The organism is Klebsiella sp. HN106 (assembly GCF_051209435.1).
In the GTDB taxonomy this organism is placed as follows: Bacteria; Pseudomonadota; Gammaproteobacteria; order Enterobacterales; family Enterobacteriaceae; genus Klebsiella; species Klebsiella oxytoca.
On sequence record NZ_JBLURD010000015.1, the window covers coordinates 89,865 to 110,101 of the forward strand.

The 20,237-nt window shown below is 54.4% G+C and carries 17 protein-coding genes and 1 pseudogene; 10 read left to right on the plus strand and 8 right to left on the minus strand.

The genetic code is table 11. From position 1 onward, the window contains the following. Window positions 1-90 precede the first annotated feature (90 nt). The 4 genes from fdnG (at window position 91) to fdhE (ending at window position 5,958) form a co-directional block, all read left to right on the plus strand. Window positions 91-3,141: a formate dehydrogenase-N subunit alpha gene (gene fdnG, locus ACSIPU_RS25255; protein WP_094298909.1), complete on the plus strand. Its 3,051-nt coding sequence runs from the start codon at window positions 91-93 to the stop codon at window positions 3,139-3,141. Window positions 3,142-3,153: 12 nt separating this feature from the next. Next, window positions 3,154-4,056 carry a formate dehydrogenase subunit beta gene (fdxH, locus tag ACSIPU_RS25260; protein ID WP_004107383.1) on the plus strand — a complete coding sequence of 301 codons (903 nt, stop codon included), beginning with the start codon at window positions 3,154-3,156 and terminating at the stop codon, window positions 4,054-4,056. After that, window positions 4,053-4,688 (plus strand): formate dehydrogenase cytochrome b556 subunit, encoded by a 636-nt coding sequence (gene fdoI, locus ACSIPU_RS25265; RefSeq protein ID WP_004107380.1) that lies wholly within the window; start codon window positions 4,053-4,055, stop codon window positions 4,686-4,688. The genes fdxH and fdoI overlap by 4 nt, the downstream gene beginning before the upstream one ends. A 340-nt stretch (window positions 4,689-5,028) precedes the next feature. Further along, window positions 5,029-5,958: a formate dehydrogenase accessory protein FdhE gene (gene fdhE, locus ACSIPU_RS25270; RefSeq protein ID WP_004116785.1), complete on the plus strand. Its 930-nt coding sequence runs from the start codon at window positions 5,029-5,031 to the stop codon at window positions 5,956-5,958. A gap of 40 nt (window positions 5,959-5,998) precedes the next feature. Here fdhE and ACSIPU_RS25275 read toward each other — a convergent pair. Then, window positions 5,999-6,156: pseudogene (locus ACSIPU_RS25275) on the minus strand (VapC toxin family PIN domain ribonuclease); the annotation flags it as partial. A gap of 116 nt (window positions 6,157-6,272) precedes the next feature. Here ACSIPU_RS25275 and ACSIPU_RS25280 point away from each other — a divergent pair. Continuing rightward, window positions 6,273-7,190 carry an alpha/beta hydrolase gene (locus ACSIPU_RS25280; RefSeq protein WP_032729181.1) on the plus strand — a complete coding sequence of 306 codons (918 nt, stop codon included), beginning with the start codon at window positions 6,273-6,275 and terminating at the stop codon, window positions 7,188-7,190. Between the two features lie 17 nt (window positions 7,191-7,207). On the opposite strand, the gene fabY is transcribed toward ACSIPU_RS25280, so the two are convergent. The 5 genes from fabY to typA form a co-directional block, all read right to left on the minus strand. Then, window positions 7,208-8,149 carry a fatty acid biosynthesis protein FabY gene (fabY, locus tag ACSIPU_RS25285; protein ID WP_004107372.1) on the minus strand — a complete coding sequence of 314 codons (942 nt, stop codon included), beginning with the start codon at window positions 8,147-8,149 and terminating at the stop codon, window positions 7,208-7,210. Window positions 8,150-8,193: 44 nt separating this feature from the next. Beyond that, a complete protein-coding gene (gene dtd / locus ACSIPU_RS25290; protein ID WP_049094837.1) occupies window positions 8,194-8,631 on the minus strand; it encodes a D-aminoacyl-tRNA deacylase in 438 nt (145 codons plus the stop codon). After that, a complete protein-coding gene (locus tag ACSIPU_RS25295; protein WP_004107366.1) occupies window positions 8,628-9,488 on the minus strand; it encodes a virulence factor BrkB family protein in 861 nt (286 codons plus the stop codon). Before ACSIPU_RS25295 ends, dtd begins: the two co-directional genes overlap by 4 nt. Further along, entirely contained in the window at window positions 9,482-10,081 is a 600-nt protein-coding gene (gene yihX, locus ACSIPU_RS25300) for a glucose-1-phosphatase (RefSeq protein WP_004107358.1), read from the minus strand. The genes ACSIPU_RS25295 and yihX overlap by 7 nt, the downstream gene beginning before the upstream one ends. A gap of 133 nt (window positions 10,082-10,214) precedes the next feature. After that, the gene (typA, locus tag ACSIPU_RS25305; protein WP_004107356.1) at window positions 10,215-12,038 is read right to left on the minus strand and encodes a ribosome-dependent GTPase TypA; all 1,824 of its coding nucleotides are present in this window, start codon (window positions 12,036-12,038) and stop codon (window positions 10,215-10,217) included. 378 nt (window positions 12,039-12,416) lie between these two features. On the opposite strand from typA, the gene glnA reads away from it, so the two are divergent. The 4 genes from glnA to ACSIPU_RS25325 all read left to right on the plus strand — a co-directional run bounded on the left by glnA (window position 12,417) and on the right by ACSIPU_RS25325 (window position 16,703). After that, on the plus strand, window positions 12,417-13,826 hold the full coding sequence (gene glnA, locus ACSIPU_RS25310) for a glutamate--ammonia ligase (protein WP_004107355.1): 1,410 nt from the start codon (window positions 12,417-12,419) through the stop codon (window positions 13,824-13,826). 188 nt (window positions 13,827-14,014) lie between these two features. Then, complete coding sequence (gene glnL, locus ACSIPU_RS25315; RefSeq protein ID WP_004107353.1) at window positions 14,015-15,064, plus strand: nitrogen regulation protein NR(II); 1,050 nt, start codon at window positions 14,015-14,017, stop codon at window positions 15,062-15,064. Between the two features lie 8 nt (window positions 15,065-15,072). Next, on the plus strand, window positions 15,073-16,482 hold the full coding sequence (gene glnG / locus ACSIPU_RS25320) for a nitrogen regulation protein NR(I) (protein WP_004107350.1): 1,410 nt from the start codon (window positions 15,073-15,075) through the stop codon (window positions 16,480-16,482). A 110-nt stretch (window positions 16,483-16,592) separates the two neighbouring features. Continuing rightward, window positions 16,593-16,703 (plus strand): YshB family small membrane protein, encoded by a 111-nt coding sequence (locus ACSIPU_RS25325; RefSeq protein ID WP_016809591.1) that lies wholly within the window; start codon window positions 16,593-16,595, stop codon window positions 16,701-16,703. 36 nt (window positions 16,704-16,739) lie between these two features. On the opposite strand, the gene hemN is transcribed toward ACSIPU_RS25325, so the two are convergent. Together hemN and yihI are read right to left on the minus strand one after the other, a co-directional pair. Continuing rightward, window positions 16,740-18,113, minus strand: a complete 1,374-nt coding sequence (gene hemN / locus ACSIPU_RS25330) for an oxygen-independent coproporphyrinogen III oxidase (protein ID WP_004107348.1) — start codon at window positions 18,111-18,113, stop codon at window positions 16,740-16,742. A 188-nt stretch (window positions 18,114-18,301) separates the two neighbouring features. Continuing rightward, window positions 18,302-18,808, minus strand: a complete 507-nt coding sequence (gene yihI / locus ACSIPU_RS25335; RefSeq protein WP_004116778.1) for a Der GTPase-activating protein YihI — start codon at window positions 18,806-18,808, stop codon at window positions 18,302-18,304. Between the two features lie 584 nt (window positions 18,809-19,392). Here yihI and yihA point away from each other — a divergent pair. After that, entirely contained in the window at window positions 19,393-20,025 is a 633-nt protein-coding gene (yihA, locus tag ACSIPU_RS25340) for a ribosome biogenesis GTP-binding protein YihA/YsxC (protein ID WP_004107344.1), read from the plus strand. Window positions 20,026-20,237 lie beyond the last annotated feature (212 nt).

The following is a 20,237-nucleotide window of genomic DNA, read 5'->3' on the forward strand; positions in this document are numbered from 1 at the left end:
CGAGGGAAATTACCCCCAATTCTGAACCTTTGTGGCCCTTACCGCAAAGCAAATAACTATACGTGACAATGTCGAAACAAGGAGCGAACCATGCAGGTCAGCAGAAGGCAGTTCTTTAAGATCTGCGCTGGCGGTATGGCAGGAACCACGGCAGCGGCGCTGGGCTTTGCGCCCGGTTTAGCGCTAGCGGAAACACGGCAGTACAAGCTGCTGCGCACCCGCGAAACCCGTAACACCTGCACTTACTGTTCCGTTGGCTGTGGGCTGTTAATGTACAGCCTCGGCGACGGCGCAAAAAATGCCAAAGCGTCTATCTTCCATATCGAAGGTGATCCGGACCATCCGGTCAACCGTGGTGCGCTCTGCCCTAAAGGGGCCGGTCTGGTAGACTTTATCCACTCCGAAAGTCGCCTGAAATTTCCAGAATATCGCGCGCCAGGCTCTGATAAATGGCAGCAAATCAGCTGGGATGAAGCATTCGACCGTATCGCTAAGCTGATGAAAGAAGACCGCGACGCCAATTTTGTCGCGCAGAATAGCGAAGGCACCACCGTCAACCGCTGGCTGACCACCGGTATGCTGTGCGCCTCCGCCTCCAGTAACGAAACCGGTTATTTAACCCAGAAATTTACCCGCGCGCTCGGTATGCTCGCGGTCGACAACCAGGCGCGCGTCTGACACGGACCAACGGTAGCAAGTCTTGCTCCAACATTTGGTCGCGGTGCGATGACCAACCACTGGGTCGACATAAAGAACGCCAATCTTATCGTGGTGATGGGCGGCAACGCCGCTGAAGCTCACCCGGTTGGGTTCCGCTGGGCGATGGAAGCCAAGATCCACAATGGCGCGAAGCTGATTGTGATCGATCCGCGCTTTACGCGTACCGCGTCGGTGGCTGATTTCTATACCCCAATTCGTTCCGGTACTGACATTACCTTCCTGTCAGGCGTCATCCTGTACCTGTTGAACAATGAAAAGATTAACCGTGAATATACCGAAGCCTATACCAACGCCAGCCTGATCGTGCGTGAAGATTACAGCTTTGAAGACGGTTTATTCAGCGGCTATGACGCCGAAGCCCGCAAGTACGACAAAACGTCCTGGAACTATGAGCTGGATGAAAACGGCTTTGCTAAACGCGATACCACGCTGCAGCATCCGCGCTGCGTCTGGAATTTGCTGAAGCAGCACGTTTCCCGCTATACGCCAGAAGTTGTCGAAAATATCTGCGGGACGCCAAAAGCGGACTTCCTGAAAGTCTGCGAGTACATTGCGGAAACCAGCGCTCCTGATAAAACCGCGTCTTTCCTGTACGCACTGGGCTGGACGCAGCACTCCATCGGCGCGCAGAACATTCGCACCATGGCGATGATCCAGCTGCTGCTCGGTAATATGGGCATGGCGGGCGGCGGCGTAAACGCCCTGCGCGGCCACTCCAATATTCAGGGTCTCACCGACTTAGGATTGCTGTCGCAGAGCCTGCCTGGCTATATGACGCTGCCGAGCGAGAAACAGACTGACCTGCAAACCTACCTCGCCGCCAATACGCCGAAACCGCTGTTGAAGGATCAGGTGAACTACTGGGGTAACTACCCGAAATTCTTCGTCTCGATGATGAAGGCCTTCTTTGGCGATAAAGCAACGGCGGAAAACAGCTGGGGCTTTGACTGGCTGCCGAAGTGGGACAAGGGCTACGACGTCCTGCAATACTTCGAGATGATGAATCAGGGTAAAGTGAATGGCTATATCTGCCAGGGCTTTAACCCGGTAGCCTCGTTCCCGAACAAAAACAAGGTTGTTGCGTCGCTGTCGAAGCTGAAGTTCCTGGTGACCATCGATCCGCTCAACACCGAAACCTCCACTTTCTGGCAAAACCACGGAGAGTCGAACGACGTCGATCCGGCGAAAATCCAGACCGAAGTGTTCCGCCTGCCGTCCACCTGCTTCGCCGAAGAGAACGGTTCCATCGTTAACTCCGGCCGCTGGCTGCAGTGGCACTGGAAAGGCGCTGACGCCCCGGGGATTGCGGCCACCGACGGTGAAATCCTCGCCGGTATCTTCTTACGCCTGCGCAAGATGTACGCCGAACAGGGCGGACCGGCGCCGGAACCGGTGCTGAACATGACGTGGAACTACGCCACGCCGCATGAACCGGCATCGGAAGAAGTGGCGATGGAGAGCAACGGCAAGGCGCTGGCTGACATCACCGACCCGGCAACCGGTGCTGTGATCGTCAAGAAAGGCCAGCAGCTCAGTTCGTTTGCGCAGCTGCGTGACGACGGCACGACCTCCAGCGGCTGCTGGATCTTCGCCGGCAGCTGGACGCCTGACGGCAACCAGATGGCCCGTCGCGATAACGCCGATCCATCTGGCCTTGGCAATACCCTCGGCTGGGCATGGGCGTGGCCGCTTAATCGCCGTATCCTGTATAACCGCGCCTCCGCTGACCCGCAGGGTAAACCGTGGGATCCGAAGCGTCAGCTCCTGAAATGGGACGGCGCGAAGTGGGGCGGCGTGGATATTCCAGACTACAGCGCCGCGGCGCCGGACAGCGATGTCGGGCCGTTTATCATGCAGCCGGAAGGGATGGGACGTCTGTTCGCTATCGATAAGATGGCGGAGGGGCCGTTCCCGGAACACTACGAGCCGTTTGAAACACCGCTGGGCACTAACCCGCTGCACCCGAATGTCGTCTCTAACCCGGCCGCTCGCGTCTTTAAAGGCGACCTTGAGCAGATGGGCAAAGCGGAAAAATTCCCTTACGTCGGTACCACTTACCGTCTGACCGAGCACTTCCACTACTGGACCAAGCACGCGCTTCTCAACGCCATCGCGCAGCCGGAGCAGTTTGTGGAGATCGGCGAGAAGCTGGCGAACAAGCTCGGCATCGCCCATGGCGATACCGTGAAGGTCTCCTCTAACCGCGGCTATATTAAAGCCAAGGCGGTGGTGACCAAGCGTATTCGCACGCTGAAAGCGGACGGCAAAGATATCGATACTATCGGTATTCCGATTCACTGGGGCTACGAAGGCGTGGCGAAGAAAGGGTTTATCGCCAATACCCTGACGCCGTTTGTCGGGGATGCGAACACGCAGACGCCGGAGTTCAAGGCTTTCCTCGTGAACGTGGAAAAGGCGTAACGGAGACGAATTATGGCTTATCAATCGCAAGACATTATCCGTCGTTCCGCGACTAACGGCTTCACCCCCGCGCCGCACGCGCGGGACCATCAGGAAGAGGTGGCGAAGCTTATCGACGTCACGACCTGTATCGGCTGTAAAGCCTGTCAGGTGGCCTGCTCCGAGTGGAACGACATTCGTGATGAAGTGGGTCATAACGTCGGGGTGTACGATAACCCCGCCGATCTGACCGCCAAATCCTGGACCGTGATGCGCTTCTCGGAAGTGGAGCAGAACGACAAACTGGAGTGGCTCATCCGTAAGGATGGCTGTATGCACTGCGCCGATCCGGGCTGCCTGAAGGCCTGCCCGGCGGAAGGGGCAATCATTCAGTATGCCAACGGCATCGTCGACTTCCAGTCTGAGCAGTGCATCGGCTGCGGCTACTGCATTGCTGGCTGCCCGTTCAACGTGCCGCGTCTGAACCCGGAAGACAACCGCGTCTATAAATGCACACTGTGCGTGGACCGCGTTAACGTTGGCCAGGAACCGGCCTGCGTGAAAACCTGCCCGACCGGTGCTATCCACTTTGGCTCCAAAGAGGATATGAAAACGCTGGCAGGCGAGCGCGTCGCAGAGCTGAAAACCCGCGGTTATGACAACGCAGGTCTGTACGATCCGGCAGGCGTTGGCGGCACGCACGTGATGTACGTGCTGCACCACGCCGACAAGCCGAATCTCTATCACGGCCTGCCGGAAAATCCGGAAATCAGCGCTACCGTGAAGTTCTGGAAAGGGATCTGGAAACCGCTGGCCGCGGTCGGATTTGCGGCCACCTTCGCCGCCAGCATCTTCCACTACGTCGGCGTCGGTCCGAACCGCGCGGAAGAGGAAGAGGACAATCTGGATGAAGAGAAAGACGAGGTGCGCAAATGAAAAGACGTGACACCATCGTGCGCTACACCGCGCCGGAGCGAATCAACCATTGGGTCACCGCCTTCTGCTTCGTGCTGGCGGCGGTGAGCGGGCTGGGCTTTTTCTTCCCGTCCTTCAACTGGCTGATGCAAATCATGGGCACACCGCAGCTGGCGCGCATTCTGCACCCGTTTGTGGGCGTGATCATGTTTGCCTCGTTCATCATCATGTTCTTCCGCTACTGGCACCACAACCTGATCAACCGGGACGATATTTTCTGGGCGAAGAATATTCGCAAGATTGTCGTCAACGAGGAAGTGGGCGATACCGGACGCTATAACTTCGGCCAGAAATGCGTGTTCTGGGCAGCGATTATCTTCCTGGTGCTGCTGCTGGTCAGCGGGGTGATTATCTGGCGTCCGTACTTTGCGCCGGCGTTCTCCATCCCGGTTATCCGCTTCGCGCTGATGCTGCACTCCTTCTCTGCGGTGGCGCTGATTGTGGTGATCATGGTGCATATTTACGCCGCGCTGTGGGTGAAGGGCACGATAACCGCGATGGTGGAAGGCTGGGTCACGAAGACCTGGGCGAAGAAGCATCATCCACGCTGGTATCGTGAAGTCCGCGAAAAGCAGGATAAGCGCCAGTCGTAAGCGTGCGTTTTGCTGGTCTTATAAATGGCGTCGTATATCGACGCCATTTTTTTGCGGATACCGTTCGCTTTTGCTGCCTCCAGCCCTCATGCACCGCAGGCGGGATTGGCACTCTTTCCGCTTCGCTAAACTCATGGGGCAGGATGGCTAATCCTAACGGTGCATAGTCTGGGGTATCGATATCAGGTATCGTAGCGCACACATTGCGATGTCATGGGTATATCCCGTATGCCGATTACGGTTATCATTAATGACATCACCAGAGCGGGCGCATGATGCCCGCCAAATCACAGAGCGGACGCGACCATCGCCGAATCTGCTGAAACCAGGAAGTGACTGAATGAGCATTCGTATCATCCCGCAAGATGAGCTGGAAAAGAGCGAGAAACGCGCGACGGATATGATTCCACCGTTGTTGTTTCCTCGACTCAAAAATTTATATAACCGTCGTGCCGAGCGCCTGCGCGAACTGGCTGAAAATAATCCGCTGGGGGATTATCTGCGCTTTGCTGCGCTTATCGCCCACGCGCAGGAAGTGGTGCTGTACGATCATCCCCTGCAGATGGATCTCACCGCACGCATTAAAGAAGCGAACGATCAGGGCAAACCGCCGCTCGATATTCACGTTTTACCGCGCGACAAGCACTGGCACAAGCTACTGCATTCGCTGATTGCCGAACTGAAGCCAGAGATGAGCGGCCCGGCGCTGGCGGTTATCGAGAATCTGGAAAAAGCGTCAGAGCAAGAGCTGGAACTGATGGCAAGCGCGCTATTTGTCTCCGATTTTGCCTCCGTTAGCAGCGATAAAGCACCGTTTATCTGGGCCGCGCTATCGCTCTATTGGGCGCAGATGGCCAGCCTGATACCCGGTAAAGCTCGCGCCGAATACGGTGAACAGCGTCAATTCTGCCCGGTTTGCGGCTCGATGCCGGTCTCCAGCATAGTGCAAATTGGCACCACTCAGGGCCTGCGCTATTTGCACTGCAACCTGTGTGAAACCGAGTGGCACGTGGTGCGCGTGAAATGCAGCAACTGCGAACAGACGCGCGATCTGCACTACTGGTCTTTAGATAACGAGCAGGCGGCCATTAAAGCCGAAAGCTGCGGCGACTGCGGTACCTACCTGAAGATTCTTTATCAGGAAAAGGATCCCAAAGTAGAAGCCGTGGCCGACGACCTCGCCTCACTGGTGCTGGACGCACGGATGGAACAAGAGGGCTTTGCCCGCAGCTCCATCAACCCGTTCCTGTTCCCGGGAGAGGGGGAGTAACGGCGAGCAGCATGTCGGGCAGCCTCTTCTGCTGCCCGACTTACAAATGATAAAGCGTAATCACTCCCGGTATGCCGGCAAAACTTTTGCTTTGCGCGTGACCAGTTCATAACGATCTATTTGCGCTGTTGCCAGTACGATGGCATCCGGCAACTTTATCCCATACTCCTCCCTGCGTTTGCTGCTTCGTCCAGCAATGGGTTTCACTTTTGCGAGCCGCTTTCCAGAATCACTTCCCAACGAAAATCCCCGGTTTTCTTTTGCTCACAATCAGGCTATAAACCTGTATATCCAAACAGGTTAAGGGAATAAAAATGGCGCTTGAAAAGGGTATTGCAATACAGGTGCGGGAGTTTATCGAGGCGGGTCGCCCCTCATCGCGCGATCAGAGTATTGATGACCGGAGACGCGGCTATATCGCCAGCACGGTACTGGCTGGGGAGCAAGAAAAGCGCGTTCAGGTAGAAGATATCGAGCTCGAAGGCATGACATTTCGCATTGTCTCCCCCCTCAACGCCTCAGGCGCTCTCCCTGCGGTCATCTATTTTCACGGCGGCTGCTTTATCAGCGGTGGTTTCGCCACGCATGAACATCAACTCCGTCAGCTGGCTTACCACAGCGGCTGCCGGGTTATCGCCGTGCAATACCGGCTGGCGCCGGAGCACGCTTTTCCCGCCGCCCATGACGATGCGGAAAAAGGCGCACTGATTATTCACCGCCACGCGCCGCAGTTAGGCATCGACGTTTCGCGTATTACGCTTGCGGGCGATAGCGCCGGGGGTCATCTGGCCTTGGTCACCGCTCTGCGGCTGAAAACCACCCGGGCATGGCAACCCGCGCAGCTTGTTTTGATTTACCCGATGCTGGATGCCACCGCCAATATGAAGAGCTATATCGATAACGGTAAAGATTACATTATCACCGAAGACACTCTGCTCAGCGGCTATGAAATGTACCTTTCGTCGACGACACTCCACCACCCGGAAGCCAGCCCGCTATGGCGTAAAGACTTTAACGGCTTACCGCCGGTGCATATTCTGACGGCAGAATACGATCCTTTGCGTGATGAAGGCGAAGCGCTTTACCAGCGCCTGCTTGAACAGGGCGTAGAGTGCACCTGTCAGCGCTATCTCGGAGTGATTCACGGCTTCTTCCAGCTGGGCGGTATCAGCCCAGCGGCAGCCAGCGCGATGAGAGATATCGCCTGGCGGGTAAAATCACCGGGCCAGTAGATAAGCGTAAAGGGAGGCTACTCCTCTTCGTTGCCACCCTCTTCATAAGAGCCGAACGGCTTCGCAGGAAGCACGATATAGATACCCTCAAAAACCGCGCCGAGCCGATCGTCACCGAATAGCTCAACCTGCAGCTGAACGCGCGCTTTGCGCCCACGCGCCAGGCGATCGAGATCGCCGCTTAATGAGCCGAGATCGGCAACAGCGCTGGGGCGTCCGCTAATGGGCTGACTGTAACGAATATGAGCATCTGCGAGAATAATTGTGCCGCCAAGATGCCGCTCGCGCAGCATCAGCCAGATAAGCCCCCAGCCGGTTAACGTTGCCTGCGAAAACAGGCTGCCGGCAAACAGCGTATGGTGGGGGTTCTGGTTACCGGCTTCCGGCATAGTGGTGATAAACTTTTGCCCGGTATACTGCTGAATACGCACGCCCATTTTTTCACTAAGAGGGATGTGCTGATACCAGGCCTGCTGCAGCTGAGCGCACCAGTCGCCGCGATGTAAAATATCGTCCAGCGAGGCTATTGGCTTAATCATCAAAAAATGACGAATCGGCGTGGTGGTCGGCGTCGTGATTTCCCCCTGGTTCACAAACCCGAGCTTGGCAAAGAATTCTACCGCGTCTTCACGGGCGCTACAGGTCACGCGCTTAACGCCTTCCTGACGGGCGACGGACTCCAGCGTCATCGCCATCAGGGTTCCCAGCCCCTTATCCTGTACTGACGGATGTACGGCCATAAAACGGATCGAGGCTTCGTTTTCCGCGTTCACATACAGTCGCCCAACGGCAACCAGATTACCCTCTTCATCGACCACCATTTGATGGTGCGCCATCGCATCCCACGCATCGCGCTCGGACCCTTTCGGCTGATGCAGCGGCTTACGCAGCATCTCCCAGCGGAACTGGTAGTAGCTCTCTAACTCTTCTTCTGTTTGCGGTACGCGAAGGTGATACATAGCTGTACTCTCTTTTGTTACCCGCAGCCTGCCCGGAAGCTGGCTCATACCTGCAACCAAAAGGTCACAGGACCATCATTCACCAGAGAAACCTGCATATCGGCAGCAAATCTCCCGGTCTGCGTATTCATTTTCTGCTGGCGGCAGCGCTCAACGAAATACTCGTACAGCGCTTCTGCTTTATCCGGTGCCGCGCCTTTAGAAAATCCAGGACGCATCCCGCGCTCGGTATCCGCTGCCAGCGTAAACTGTGAAACCACCAGCACGCCGCCGCCAGCCTGCTGCACATTAAGATTCATTTTGCCTTCAGCATCGCTAAAAATACGGTATCCCAGCACGCGTTCGCACAGGCGATTCGCCTTTTGCTCATCATCGTCTCTCTCGACGCCTAACAGCACCAGAAGCCCGGGACCGATTTCGCCCGTCACTTCATCCTCCACGGTAACGCTAGCTCGGGATACGCGTTGAATTAATGCAATCATGATTGTTCTGTTTCTTCTTTTTTCAGTTTGCGGTATTCACCGAGAGTGACAGTAATTTCAGCGCCAAGCAAGACGATACACCACGTCCAGTACACCCAGACGAACAAAATGGGTACCACGGCAAGCACGCCATAAATCAGCTGATAGGACGGGAACGCAGTGATATATAAAGCAAAAGCTTTCTTCCCCGCCTCAAAGAGCAGCGCCGCAACCAGGGAACCGATTATCGCATCGCGGTTACGTACCTCGGCCGTCGGCACAATGCTGTATAGCAGCCAGAATGCCACCCACGATAAAATGAGCGGAAAAATACGCAGCACATCGTCAATCACACTATTCAGATCGCTGGCCCAGCGTAACGACAGGAGATAGGAGCTGATCGCAAGGCTGGCCCCCGCCAGCAGCGGCCCCAGCGTGAGGATCATCCAATAGACGGCAAAGGAGTAGGTTTTTGGCCGGGTTCGGGTGCTGCGCCAGATAGTATTCAATGCGCTATCAATGGAATACATCAGCAGCAGCGATGTCACAATCAGGCCGAAAGCGCCCACGGCGGTCATCCGACTGGAGTTGGCGACAAACTGCTCGATATAGCCCTGAATCACATCGCCGGTGGTCGGAATAAAATTGGCAAAAATAAAGTGTCGAATCTGGATACTGACATCAGAAAACATCGGAAAGGCCGCAAACAGCGCAAATATAACGGCGATAAGCGGCACCAGGGAGAGTAACGACACATAGGCCAGGTTTCCCGCCAGGGTCGTCATATGATCTTCATCAATACGCCGCCATAGCAGCTTCAGCCAGGCCACCAGCGGCCGCAGATGGCGCGCTGTTTTTTGATGAACGGTTTTTAGCATAGCTGCTTCGCAAAGTAGTTCGGTATCGTCTCCTTTCCGGTCACCAGAATTGACGTGATACCTAACTGATCAGCGCCGGCAATATTATCGGCGTTATCATCGAAGAAAACCGTATCCTCTGCGGAGAAACCTTCCGATTCGAGCACGCTCTGGTAGATCCGCGCTTCGGGTTTACGCATCCCCATCTCCTGGGAGAGATAGATATGGTCAGCCACGGCGCGTATTTCTGGATATTCATCCGGCCAGAAGGTGGTATGCAAACGGTTAGTATTGGACAGGACCACGACTCGATGCCCCTGCTCGCGTAATTTTTGCATAATTGCCGTCACCTCCGGTCGCAGGGCGACGAAAACCGCCTGCCAGCCGTGGGAGAACTGCTCGTAGCTAAGCGGCATGTTCATTTCGTGGCACATCGCCGCCGCAAAATCCTCATCGCTAATTTCGCCGCGCTCGTGCTGATGGAACGCTTCACCCATAGTGAAATGCTGCTTCAGCGTCGCAAGAGGGATCCGCGTTAAATCGCTCCACGTCCCGAGCACCCGGTTGAAGTCAATATCGACAATCACATTACCTAAATCAAAGATATAGAGCATGGCCCTCTCCTTTTGCACCGTGGAAAATTAACTGTAGCGGGAAAGGGGGAGTTTGACTATGGGTGGCAGGGCTTTGTACAAAAAAGAAACCCTGCCATTGAGGCAGGGTTCAGATAGCGAAAAGAAGCGTTAATTACTCTTCTTTCGCGCCGCGCATTGCGCGTTTACGGTCGTTCTCGGTCAGATGACGTTTACGGATACGAACGGAAGTAGGGGTAACTTCAACCAGTTCGTCGTCATCGATGAACTCCAGAGCCTGCTCCAGGGTCATCTTAACCGGCGGAACCAGAACCGTTGCTTCGTCAGTACCGGACGCACGCATGTTGGTCAGTTTCTTACCAGTCAGGCAGTTTACCGTCAGGTCGTTAGAACGGCTGTGAATACCGATGATCTGGCCTTCGTAAACTTCTGCGCCGTGGCCCAGGAACAGCTTACCGCGATCCTGCAGGCTGAACAGCGCAAACGCCACCGCTTTACCCTGACCGTTGGAGATCAGAACGCCGTTCTGACGCTGACCCACATCACCCGCACGAACGTCATCGTAGTGGCTGAAGGTGGAGTACAGCAGACCGGTACCGGAGGTCATGGTCATGAATTCTGAACGGAAGCCGATCAGACCACGGCTTGGGATCACGTAGTCGAGACGTACGCGGCCTTTGCCATCTGGATTCATGTTTTTCAGGTCGCCTTTACGCTCACCCAGCGCCTGCATAACAGACCCCTGGTGCTGCTCTTCGACGTCCAGCGTCACGTTCTCGAACGGCTCTTGCTTACGGCCGTCGATTTCGCGGAAGATAACTTTCGGACGGGAAACCGCCATTTCGAAACCTTCACGACGCATGTTTTCGATAAGAACGGACAGGTGCAGTTCACCACGGCCAGAAACGCGGAATGCGTCTGCATCCGGAGTTTCTTCAACGCGCAGCGCCACGTTGTGCACCAGCTCTTTGTTCAGGCGGTCAAGGATCTGACGAGAGGTAACGTACTTACCTTCTTTACCGCAGAACGGAGAGGTGTTAACGCAGAAGAACATGGAAACGGTCGGCTCATCGACGGACAGCGCCGGCAGCGCTTCAACATTCTGCGTATCGCAGATGGTGTCAGAGATGTTCAGCTCGCCCAGACCGGTGATCGCGATGATATCGCCCGCTTCAGCGATGTCGCTCTCGATACGCTCCAGACCCAGATGGGTCAGAACTTTACCGACTTTACCATTACGGGTTTTGCCTTCGCTATCAACGATAGTGACCTGCTGGTTCGGCTTCACTTTACCGCGCTTGATGCGGCCGATGCCGATGACGCCAACGTAGTTGTTGTAGTCCAGCTGGGAGATTTGCATCTGCAGCGGGCCATCAAGGTCAACGTTCGGTGCCGGTACGCGATCGACGATAGTCTGATACAGCGGAGTCATATCCTCAGCCATATCTTCGTGATCCAGACCCGCGATACCGTTCAGCGCGGAAGCGTAAACGATAGGGAAGTCCAGCTGTTCGTCGGTAGCATCAAGGTTAACGAACAGGTCGAATACCTGATCAACAACCCAGTCAGGGCGCGCGCCAGGACGGTCAACTTTGTTGATAACAACAATCGGCTTCAGACCGTGGGCAAAAGCTTTCTTGGTGACGAAGCGCGTCTGCGGCATCGGACCATCAAAGGCATCAACCACCAGCAGCACAGAATCTACCATGGACATGACACGTTCAACTTCACCACCGAAGTCGGCGTGCCCAGGGGTATCAACGATGTTGATACGGTAATCATTCCATTTGATAGCAGTGTTTTTAGCGAGGATGGTAATCCCACGCTCTTTCTCCAAATCGTTGGAGTCCATCACTCGTTCTTGTGCTTCAGTACGCGCGTCGAACGTACCAGATTGCTGTAGCAGCTTATCAACCAGGGTAGTTTTACCATGGTCAACGTGCGCGATGATGGCGATATTACGCAGATTTTCGATCACAACTTTGCCTCAGGCATTAGAAATAGCGCGTTATTGTACACGGATTAATCGCAGTACAAAACAGGATCACAAACATCCTCCGCAAACAAGTATTGCAGAGATTCTTTGTGATCGCTTTCACGGAGCATTAAAAGGGTTATTCGAGTCCAATTGCACCAAATAAGTGCCCAATGTTCACACAAATGCACTATATTGGTGCAATGTATTCATTTTGGTGCAGCCCTTTTGCACGATGACGTGCATGATAACGCCTTTTGGGGGCAATTTAAAAGTTGGCACAGATTTCGCTTTGTATTTTTTAAGGCAACAACGCCACTTTTAGTAGCAAAAAAGTTTTCGTTTCCACGACGACACAGACCAATCCGGGAGAGTTTAAGTATGTCCGCTGAACACGTTTTGACGATGCTGAACGAGCATGAAGTGAAGTTTGTCGATCTGCGCTTCACCGATACCAAAGGTAAAGAACAGCACGTAACTATTCCTTCTCATCAGGTAAATGCCGAATTCTTCGAAGAAGGCAAAATGTTTGATGGCTCCTCGATTGGCGGTTGGAAAGGTATTAACGAATCCGACATGGTTCTGATGCCGGACGCAACCACCGCGCTGATCGACCCGTTCTATGAAGAACCGACTCTGATCATCCGCTGCGACATCCTGGAACCCGGCACTCTGCAGGGCTATGACCGCGACCCGCGTTCCATTGCTAAGCGCGCTGAAGAGTATCTGCGCTCTACCGGCCTGGCTGACACCGTACTGTTCGGGCCAGAACCAGAATTCTTCCTGTTCGATGACATCCGTTTTGGTGCGTCCATTTCCGGTTCCCACGTCGCTATCGATGATATCGAAGGCGCATGGAACTCCTCCACCAAATACGAAGGCGGCAACAAAGGCCACCGTCCGGGCGTGAAAGGCGGTTACTTCCCGGTTCCGCCGGTAGACTCCTCTCAGGATATCCGCTCCACCATGTGTATGATCATGGAAGAGATGGGCCTGGTTGTTGAAGCTCACCACCACGAAGTGGCGACTGCCGGTCAGAACGAAATCGCCACCCGCTTTAACACCATGACCAAAAAAGCGGATGAAATTCAGATTTACAAATACGTTGTGCACAACGTCGCACACCGTTTCGGCAAAACCGCGACCTTCATGCCAAAACCGATGTTTGGCGATAACGGTTCCGGTATGCACTGCCACATGTCCCTGTCCAAGAACGGCGTAAACCTGTTCTCCGGCGACAAATACGCGGGCCTGTCTGAACAAGCGCTGTACTACATCGGCGGCGTTATCAAACACGCTAAAGCGATTAACGCCCTGGCTAACCCGACCACCAACTCCTACAAGCGTCTGGTCCCGGGCTACGAAGCGCCGGTAATGCTGGCTTACTCTGCCCGTAACCGTTCCGCGTCTATCCGTATTCCGGTTGTCACCTCTCCGAAAGCGCGCCGTATCGAAGTGCGCTTCCCGGACCCGGCGGCTAACCCGTACCTGTGCTTCGCCGCGCTGCTGATGGCTGGCCTTGACGGTATCAAGAACAAAATCCATCCGGGCGAAGCCATGGATAAAAACCTGTACGATCTGCCGCCGGAAGAAGCGAAAGAGATCCCACAGGTTGCAGGCTCTCTGGAAGAAGCACTGAACGCGCTGGACGCAGACCGTGAATTCCTGACCGCCGGCGGCGTATTCACCAACGACGCTATCGATGCTTACATCGCCCTGCGTATGGAAGAAAACGACCGCATCCGTATGACTCCGCACCCGGTTGAATTCGAGCTGTACTACAGCGTCTGATTTTGCTGTAAATCCATGGTGCTTCGTGTTGTGGCGCGAGGTACCAGGGATGTTTTGTTGCCGTGGAAACTTTCAGCCCATCTCAGGATGGGCTTTTTTCTCCACCAACACGCTGATCTCGTGAGCTTTTTATTCATAAAAAGCTATACTGCACTAAAATGGTGCACTCTTTTTCTGGAGACTGTCGAATGGCAACAGGCACACTGCCCGATGCTGGGCAGATCCTTAACTCTTTAATCAACAGTATCTTACTGGTCGATGATGACCTGGCGGTTCATTACGCGAACCCGGCAGCGCAGCAGCTGCTGGCGCAAAGTTCTCGTAAGCTATTCGGCACGCCGCTGCCGGAACTGTTGAGCTATTTCTCGCTGAATATCGGCCTCATGCAGGAGAGCCTCGCTGCGGGGCAAGGTTTTACCGATAACGAAGTGACGCTGGTCATTGATAGCCGCTCGCATATCCTTTCCCTGACGGCGCAGCGCCTGCCGGAAGGCTATATTCTGCTGGAAATGGCGCCGATGGATAATCAGCGTCGTCTGAGCCAGGAGCAGCTGCAGCACGCACAGCAGATTGCCGCACGCGACTTAGTGCGTGGTCTGGCCCATGAGATTAAAAACCCGCTGGGCGGTTTACGCGGAGCGGCACAGCTGTTGAGCAAAGCGCTGCCCGATCCTGCGCTAATGGAATATACCAAAGTCATTATTGAACAGGCCGATCGGTTAAGAAATCTGGTCGACCGTCTGCTGGGGCCGCAGCATCCCGGGATGCACGTGACGGAAAGCATCCATAAGGTCGCTGAGCGGGTAGTGAAGCTGGTGTCGATGGAGCTGCCGGATAACGTCAAACTGGTTCGCGATTACGACCCCAGCCTGCCGGAACTCCCGCACGACCCTGACCAAATCGAACAGGTGTTGCTGAATATCGTCCGTAATGCGCTGCAGGCGCTGGGACCCGAGGGCGGCGAGATCACTCTGCGCACCCGCACGGCCTTCCAGTTAACCTTACACGGCGTACGCTATCGCCTCGCTGCGCGCATTGACGTTGAAGATAACGGCCCGGGAATACCGTCTCATTTACAGGACACGCTGTTTTATCCGATGGTGAGCGGGCGCGAAGGCGGTACCGGACTCGGTCTGTCTATTGCCCGCAGCCTTATCGATCAGCACTCCGGGAAAATTGAATTTACCAGTTGGCCAGGGCATACCGAATTCTCGGTGTACCTGCCTATTCGGAAGTAGAGGTGTTTATGCAACGAGGGATAGCATGGATCGTTGACGACGATAGCTCCATCCGTTGGGTGCTTGAACGCGCGCTCACCGGGGCAGGCTTGAGTTGTACAACGTTTGAGAGCGGTAACGAGGTGCTTGATGCCCTCACGACCAAAACCCCGGATGTGCTGCTGTCTGATATCCGCATGCCGGGAATGGATGGGCTGGCGCTGTTAAAGCAAATTAAACAGCGCCATCCAATGCTACCGGTCATCATAATGACGGCGCATTCGGATCTTGATGCGGCGGTCAGCGCCTATCAGCAAGGCGCCTTTGATTATCTGCCGAAACCGTTTGATATCGATGAAGCGGTAGCGCTGGTTGACCGGGCAATTAGCCATTACCAGGAGCAACAACAGCCGCGTAATGCGCCGATTAATAGCCCAACGGCCGATATCATCGGCGAAGCGCCGGCAATGCAGGACGTCTTTCGCATTATCGGCCGCCTGTCTCGCTCTTCTATCAGCGTGCTGATCAACGGCGAATCCGGTACCGGCAAAGAGTTGGTTGCCCATGCTCTGCATCGCCACAGCCCGCGCGCCAAGGCGCCATTTATTGCGCTGAATATGGCGGCAATCCCTAAAGACTTGATTGAGTCAGAGCTCTTTGGCCACGAGAAAGGCGCTTTTACCGGCGCCAATACCGTGCGTCAGGGACGTTTTGAGCAGGCAGACGGCGGTACGCTGTTCCTTGACGAGATTGGCGATATGCCGCTGGACGTCCAGACCCGTCTGCTGCGCGTCCTGGCCGATGGTCAGTTTTACCGCGTGGGCGGCTATGCGCCGGTGAAAGTGGATGTGCGTATTATTGCCGCCACCCACCAGAACCTTGAGCTGCGCGTCCAGGAGGGGAAATTCCGTGAGGATTTGTTCCATCGCCTGAACGTGATTCGCGTCCATCTGCCGCCGCTGCGCGAGCGTCGGGAAGATATTCCTCGCCTGGCGAGGCATTTCCTGCAAATTGCCGCTCGTGAACTGGGCGTGGAGGCCAAACAGCTGCATCCGGAGACGGAGATGGCGTTAACCCGGCTGGCGTGGCCGGGCAACGTTCGTCAGCTGGAAAACACTTGCCGCTGGCTGACGGTGATGGCCGCGGGTCAGGAAGTTCTGACGCAGGATCTCCCCAGTGAGCTGTTTGAAACCGCGATACCGGATAATCCGACGCAAATGCTGCCGGATAGCTGGGCGACGCTGCTGGGGCAATGGGCCGATCGCGCGCTGCGCTCCGGTCATCAAAACCTGCTCTCAGAAGCGCAGCCGGAGATGGAGCGTACGCTGCTGACCACCGCGTTACGCCATACTCAGGGGCATAAACAAGAGGCGGCGCGGCTGCTAGGGTGGGGCCGTAATACTCTGACGCGTAAGTTAAAAGAGTTGGGAATGGAGTAGCAGCGCAGCGGCGCGTAAAAAATAGTCATCCAGCGCAAACTGCTGCTATTTTGTACTTTACTGTTGCTATGCGTTGAGTATGATCTTGCCCGGAAAGACGGGGGGTAATCATGCTTGAATCACTCATTAATATTATATCGAGCGGAGTTGCAGCAGGTCATACGCCGCAGACGGCGGTAGCTGCCGTCCTGTGCGCGGCGATGGTTGGGCTGTTTAACTGATAATATCCCCTCTCCGGTAAGGAGAGGGGATATAGCTTATATCACGCGAGAAAACTGCTGCATCCGCGCTTTCTGCCGCAGGTAAGCATCAAAACACATACAGATATTGCGAATCAGCAGCCGGCCTTTCGGCGTAACCTGAATGCCCTTCTCATCCACATCCACCAGCCCGTCTTTAGCCAGCGGCGCCAACAATTTCATATCTTCGGCAAAGTAGTCATCGTAGATGAGCGCCCACTGTTTCTCTACCGCCGCAAAGTCGAGACGGAAGTTACAAATCAGCGCCTTAATGACATCACGACGAATGCAGTCATCGCGCGTCAACGCAATACCGCGCCACAGCGCCGTCCCGGTTTCATCGACCTGTTGATAATACTGTTTCAACTCTTTCTGGTTCTGCGCATAGCAATCGCCAATCATACTGATCGCCGACACGCCCATCCCCAGCAGGTCGGTGTCTCCCTGGGTGGTATATCCCTGGAAGTTGCGATGCAGAATACCTTCCCGTTGGGCTATCGCCAGCTCATCATCAGGGCGGGCAAAGTGGTCCATGCCGATAAACTGATATCCCGCAGAGGTTAACGAAGCAATCGTCTCCTGAAGAATATCCAGCTTTTGTTCAGCTGAGGGCAAATCGGCATCTTTGATTTTGCGCTGTGCAGCAAACAGCGTTGGCAGATGCGCATAGTTAAATACGCTCAGACGATCGGGATTAAGCTCCGCCACTTTCTGTAGCGTATAAGCGAAGCTCTGCGGCGTTTGCTTCGGCAGACCGTAAATCAGGTCGATATTGGTTGAGGTAAAGCCGATATCACGCGCGTGATTAAGGAGCGCGAAGATAAATGCTTCATCCTGCTCGCGGTTCACCAGACGCTGCACTTCTTTGTTGAAGTCCTGCACGCCCATGCTCAGGCGGTTAAAGCCTTCGGCGCGTAAATGATCCAGGACATCAAGCTCAATTTCACGCGGATCGACTTCAATGGAAATCTCTGCATCCGCGTTAAAATCGAAATGCGTACGCAGCAACCCCATCAGGCGGCTAATTTGCGCTTTGTTCAGATACGTCGGCGTACCGCCGCCCCAGTGCAGCTGATTAACCTTGCGGCCAGCAAAAAGCGGAGCGCGATGAATAATCTCCTGCTCAAGCACATCCAGATACTGGTCAGCCTTATGCTGCTGGCGGGTGACGATTTTGTTGCAGCCGCAGAAATAGCAGAGTTTATGGCAAAACGGGATATGCACGTATAGCGATAGAGGACGCTGCGGATAGCGGGCAACCGCCGCATCAAATTCAGCAGCGCCAAATTCTGGAGAAAACTCCAGCGCGGTGGGATACGAAGTATAACGCGGCCCGGAATAATTATATTTCTGGATCAGGGCCAGATCCCAGTCGATTAACTGCACAGACATGCTCACTCCTTCCGATGGTGCCGTCGGCGGGTACGCCGCCCCGGCCCAACCGCACCTCGGGTAATGAGCCGGTTGCGCAGCCATTTCTGACGCCGCGACAACCGTCGTAGTTTAACGAATAACCACAGCAGATAACATATAACCAGAAGGGTTATAAGCAGGACCGGGAATCCGATGGGATGCAAACGTTAGTTTCCACCCTTCAGCAGGCGCATCATATCTTCTTTGCGCTCTTCCTCTTCTTCATCTTCGTCATCATCATAGGAGAGGCCCAGCTGCTGCATCAGCTCATCAATGCGATCCAGTTTGGCATCAACCCAGGTTTGCTCTTCAGCATTCAGGGTGCCGCCCTCTTCAAGGCGTTCCAGCAGCGCATCCAGGCGCTCATCGTTCTCCAGCAAATCCAGCTCAGCCTGCGGTGAAAGCATAGGTTTCTCGCTCTTTGGTTTATGCTGCTTAATCGCCGGAGCGCTTTCAGTTACGCCCAGCGGGATGGGTTTTTTACTGCCAATTCGGGGATCTTGCTGCTGACCTTGTTTTTTTGCTGCTGAAGCGGTGTCGCCACCGGTCGCACGACTGCCTGCCGCATGGCCGCGATGCTTCTTCTGATGCTTACGCTCGCGAGCTTCCTGGTTCAATTCTTCACGCGTTTTGCGATTTTTTTTGCCACGAGGTACGGATGTCGGTTTTTTCATGTTGGGTAATCTTCAGGCCATTTTCTTCAGTATAGAATTGAGGCGGAATCTAGCAGAAAGCAAGCAAAGAAAAAAGGCGACAGATTACTCTGTCGCCTTTTTCCGTACTGACAACCCTTAAAGGGCTTCTACTTTCCCTGTTAGCTAACGACACACCCTGTCTTTCCTTCAGCTACCAACGGTCCCTGTTACTTCCATTTCCCTTTAAAACGTCTTCCAGACGTTTGTCATCCTGACAATCCGTAGTCCTCGCCTCCTGGCGCTTCCTGACCCCTCATCCTGAGTCATCATCCTGTTAGCATCCTCGCCCTTGGTCACTACTTTACTGGTTTGAGGAAAACCTACAACTGACTGTACAGAAAAAAATCTAATTTCAGAATTTTCTTTCAGCTTAATATCATGATTTATAAGCTTTTGTGTTATTTATGCTCGGATTTTTCTCACTCATATCTCATATAACCAATAGCCAATATCTCACAAAGAGTGTGGTTTTAACTTACATCAATGAGATGCGGTAAAAACAGTCTTTTTCTGTTGTTCAGGTATAATCCCCGCCATAGCCTGATTTAACGGAGACGACCGTCTTGACCAACTGGAATTATCAACTGACGCATTTTGTCACTAGCGCGCCAGATATCCGCCATCTTCCTGCCGATACCGGTATTGAAGTGGCATTTGCTGGCCGCTCTAACGCCGGGAAATCCAGCGCTCTGAATACGCTGACTAACCAAAAAAGCCTGGCGCGCACGTCGAAGACGCCCGGGCGTACGCAGCTGATTAACCTGTTTGAAGTCGCTGAGGGCAAACGCCTTGTCGACCTGCCGGGCTATGGTTACGCCCAGGTTCCGGAAGAGATGAAGATCAAGTGGCAGCGCGCGCTGGGTGAATATCTTGAGAAACGCCTCTGTCTGAAAGGGCTGGTGGTGCTGATGGATATTCGTCATCCGCTTAAAGATCTCGATCAGCAGATGATCCAGTGGGCCGTCGAAAGCGATATCCCGGTGCTGGTACTGCTGACTAAAGCCGATAAGCTCGCCAGCGGTGCGCGGAAAGCGCAGATCAATATGGTTCGCGAAGCGGTCATCGCCTTTAACGGAGATGTGCAGGTAGAAGCGTTTTCTTCCCTGAAGAAGCAAGGTGTGGATAAACTGCGTCAGAAGCTGGATAGCTGGTATAACGATATCCCGCCGCAGGAAGAACCCGAAGACGGCGAATAAGTTCGCAAAAAACCCGGATAGCGGCGCGTGAAGCCTTATCCGGGCTCCCCGCCTTTGCATGCATCGATGCGTAAAATTTTCTTTCGCGCAATAAAAAACGCCCCGGTCATAAATGACCGGGGCGGCTAAAATATTCAGCCAAATCCGATTACGTGAAGTAAAAGGTCTGAAAGATAGAACATCTTACCTCTGTACCCTACGTCTTTAACTCT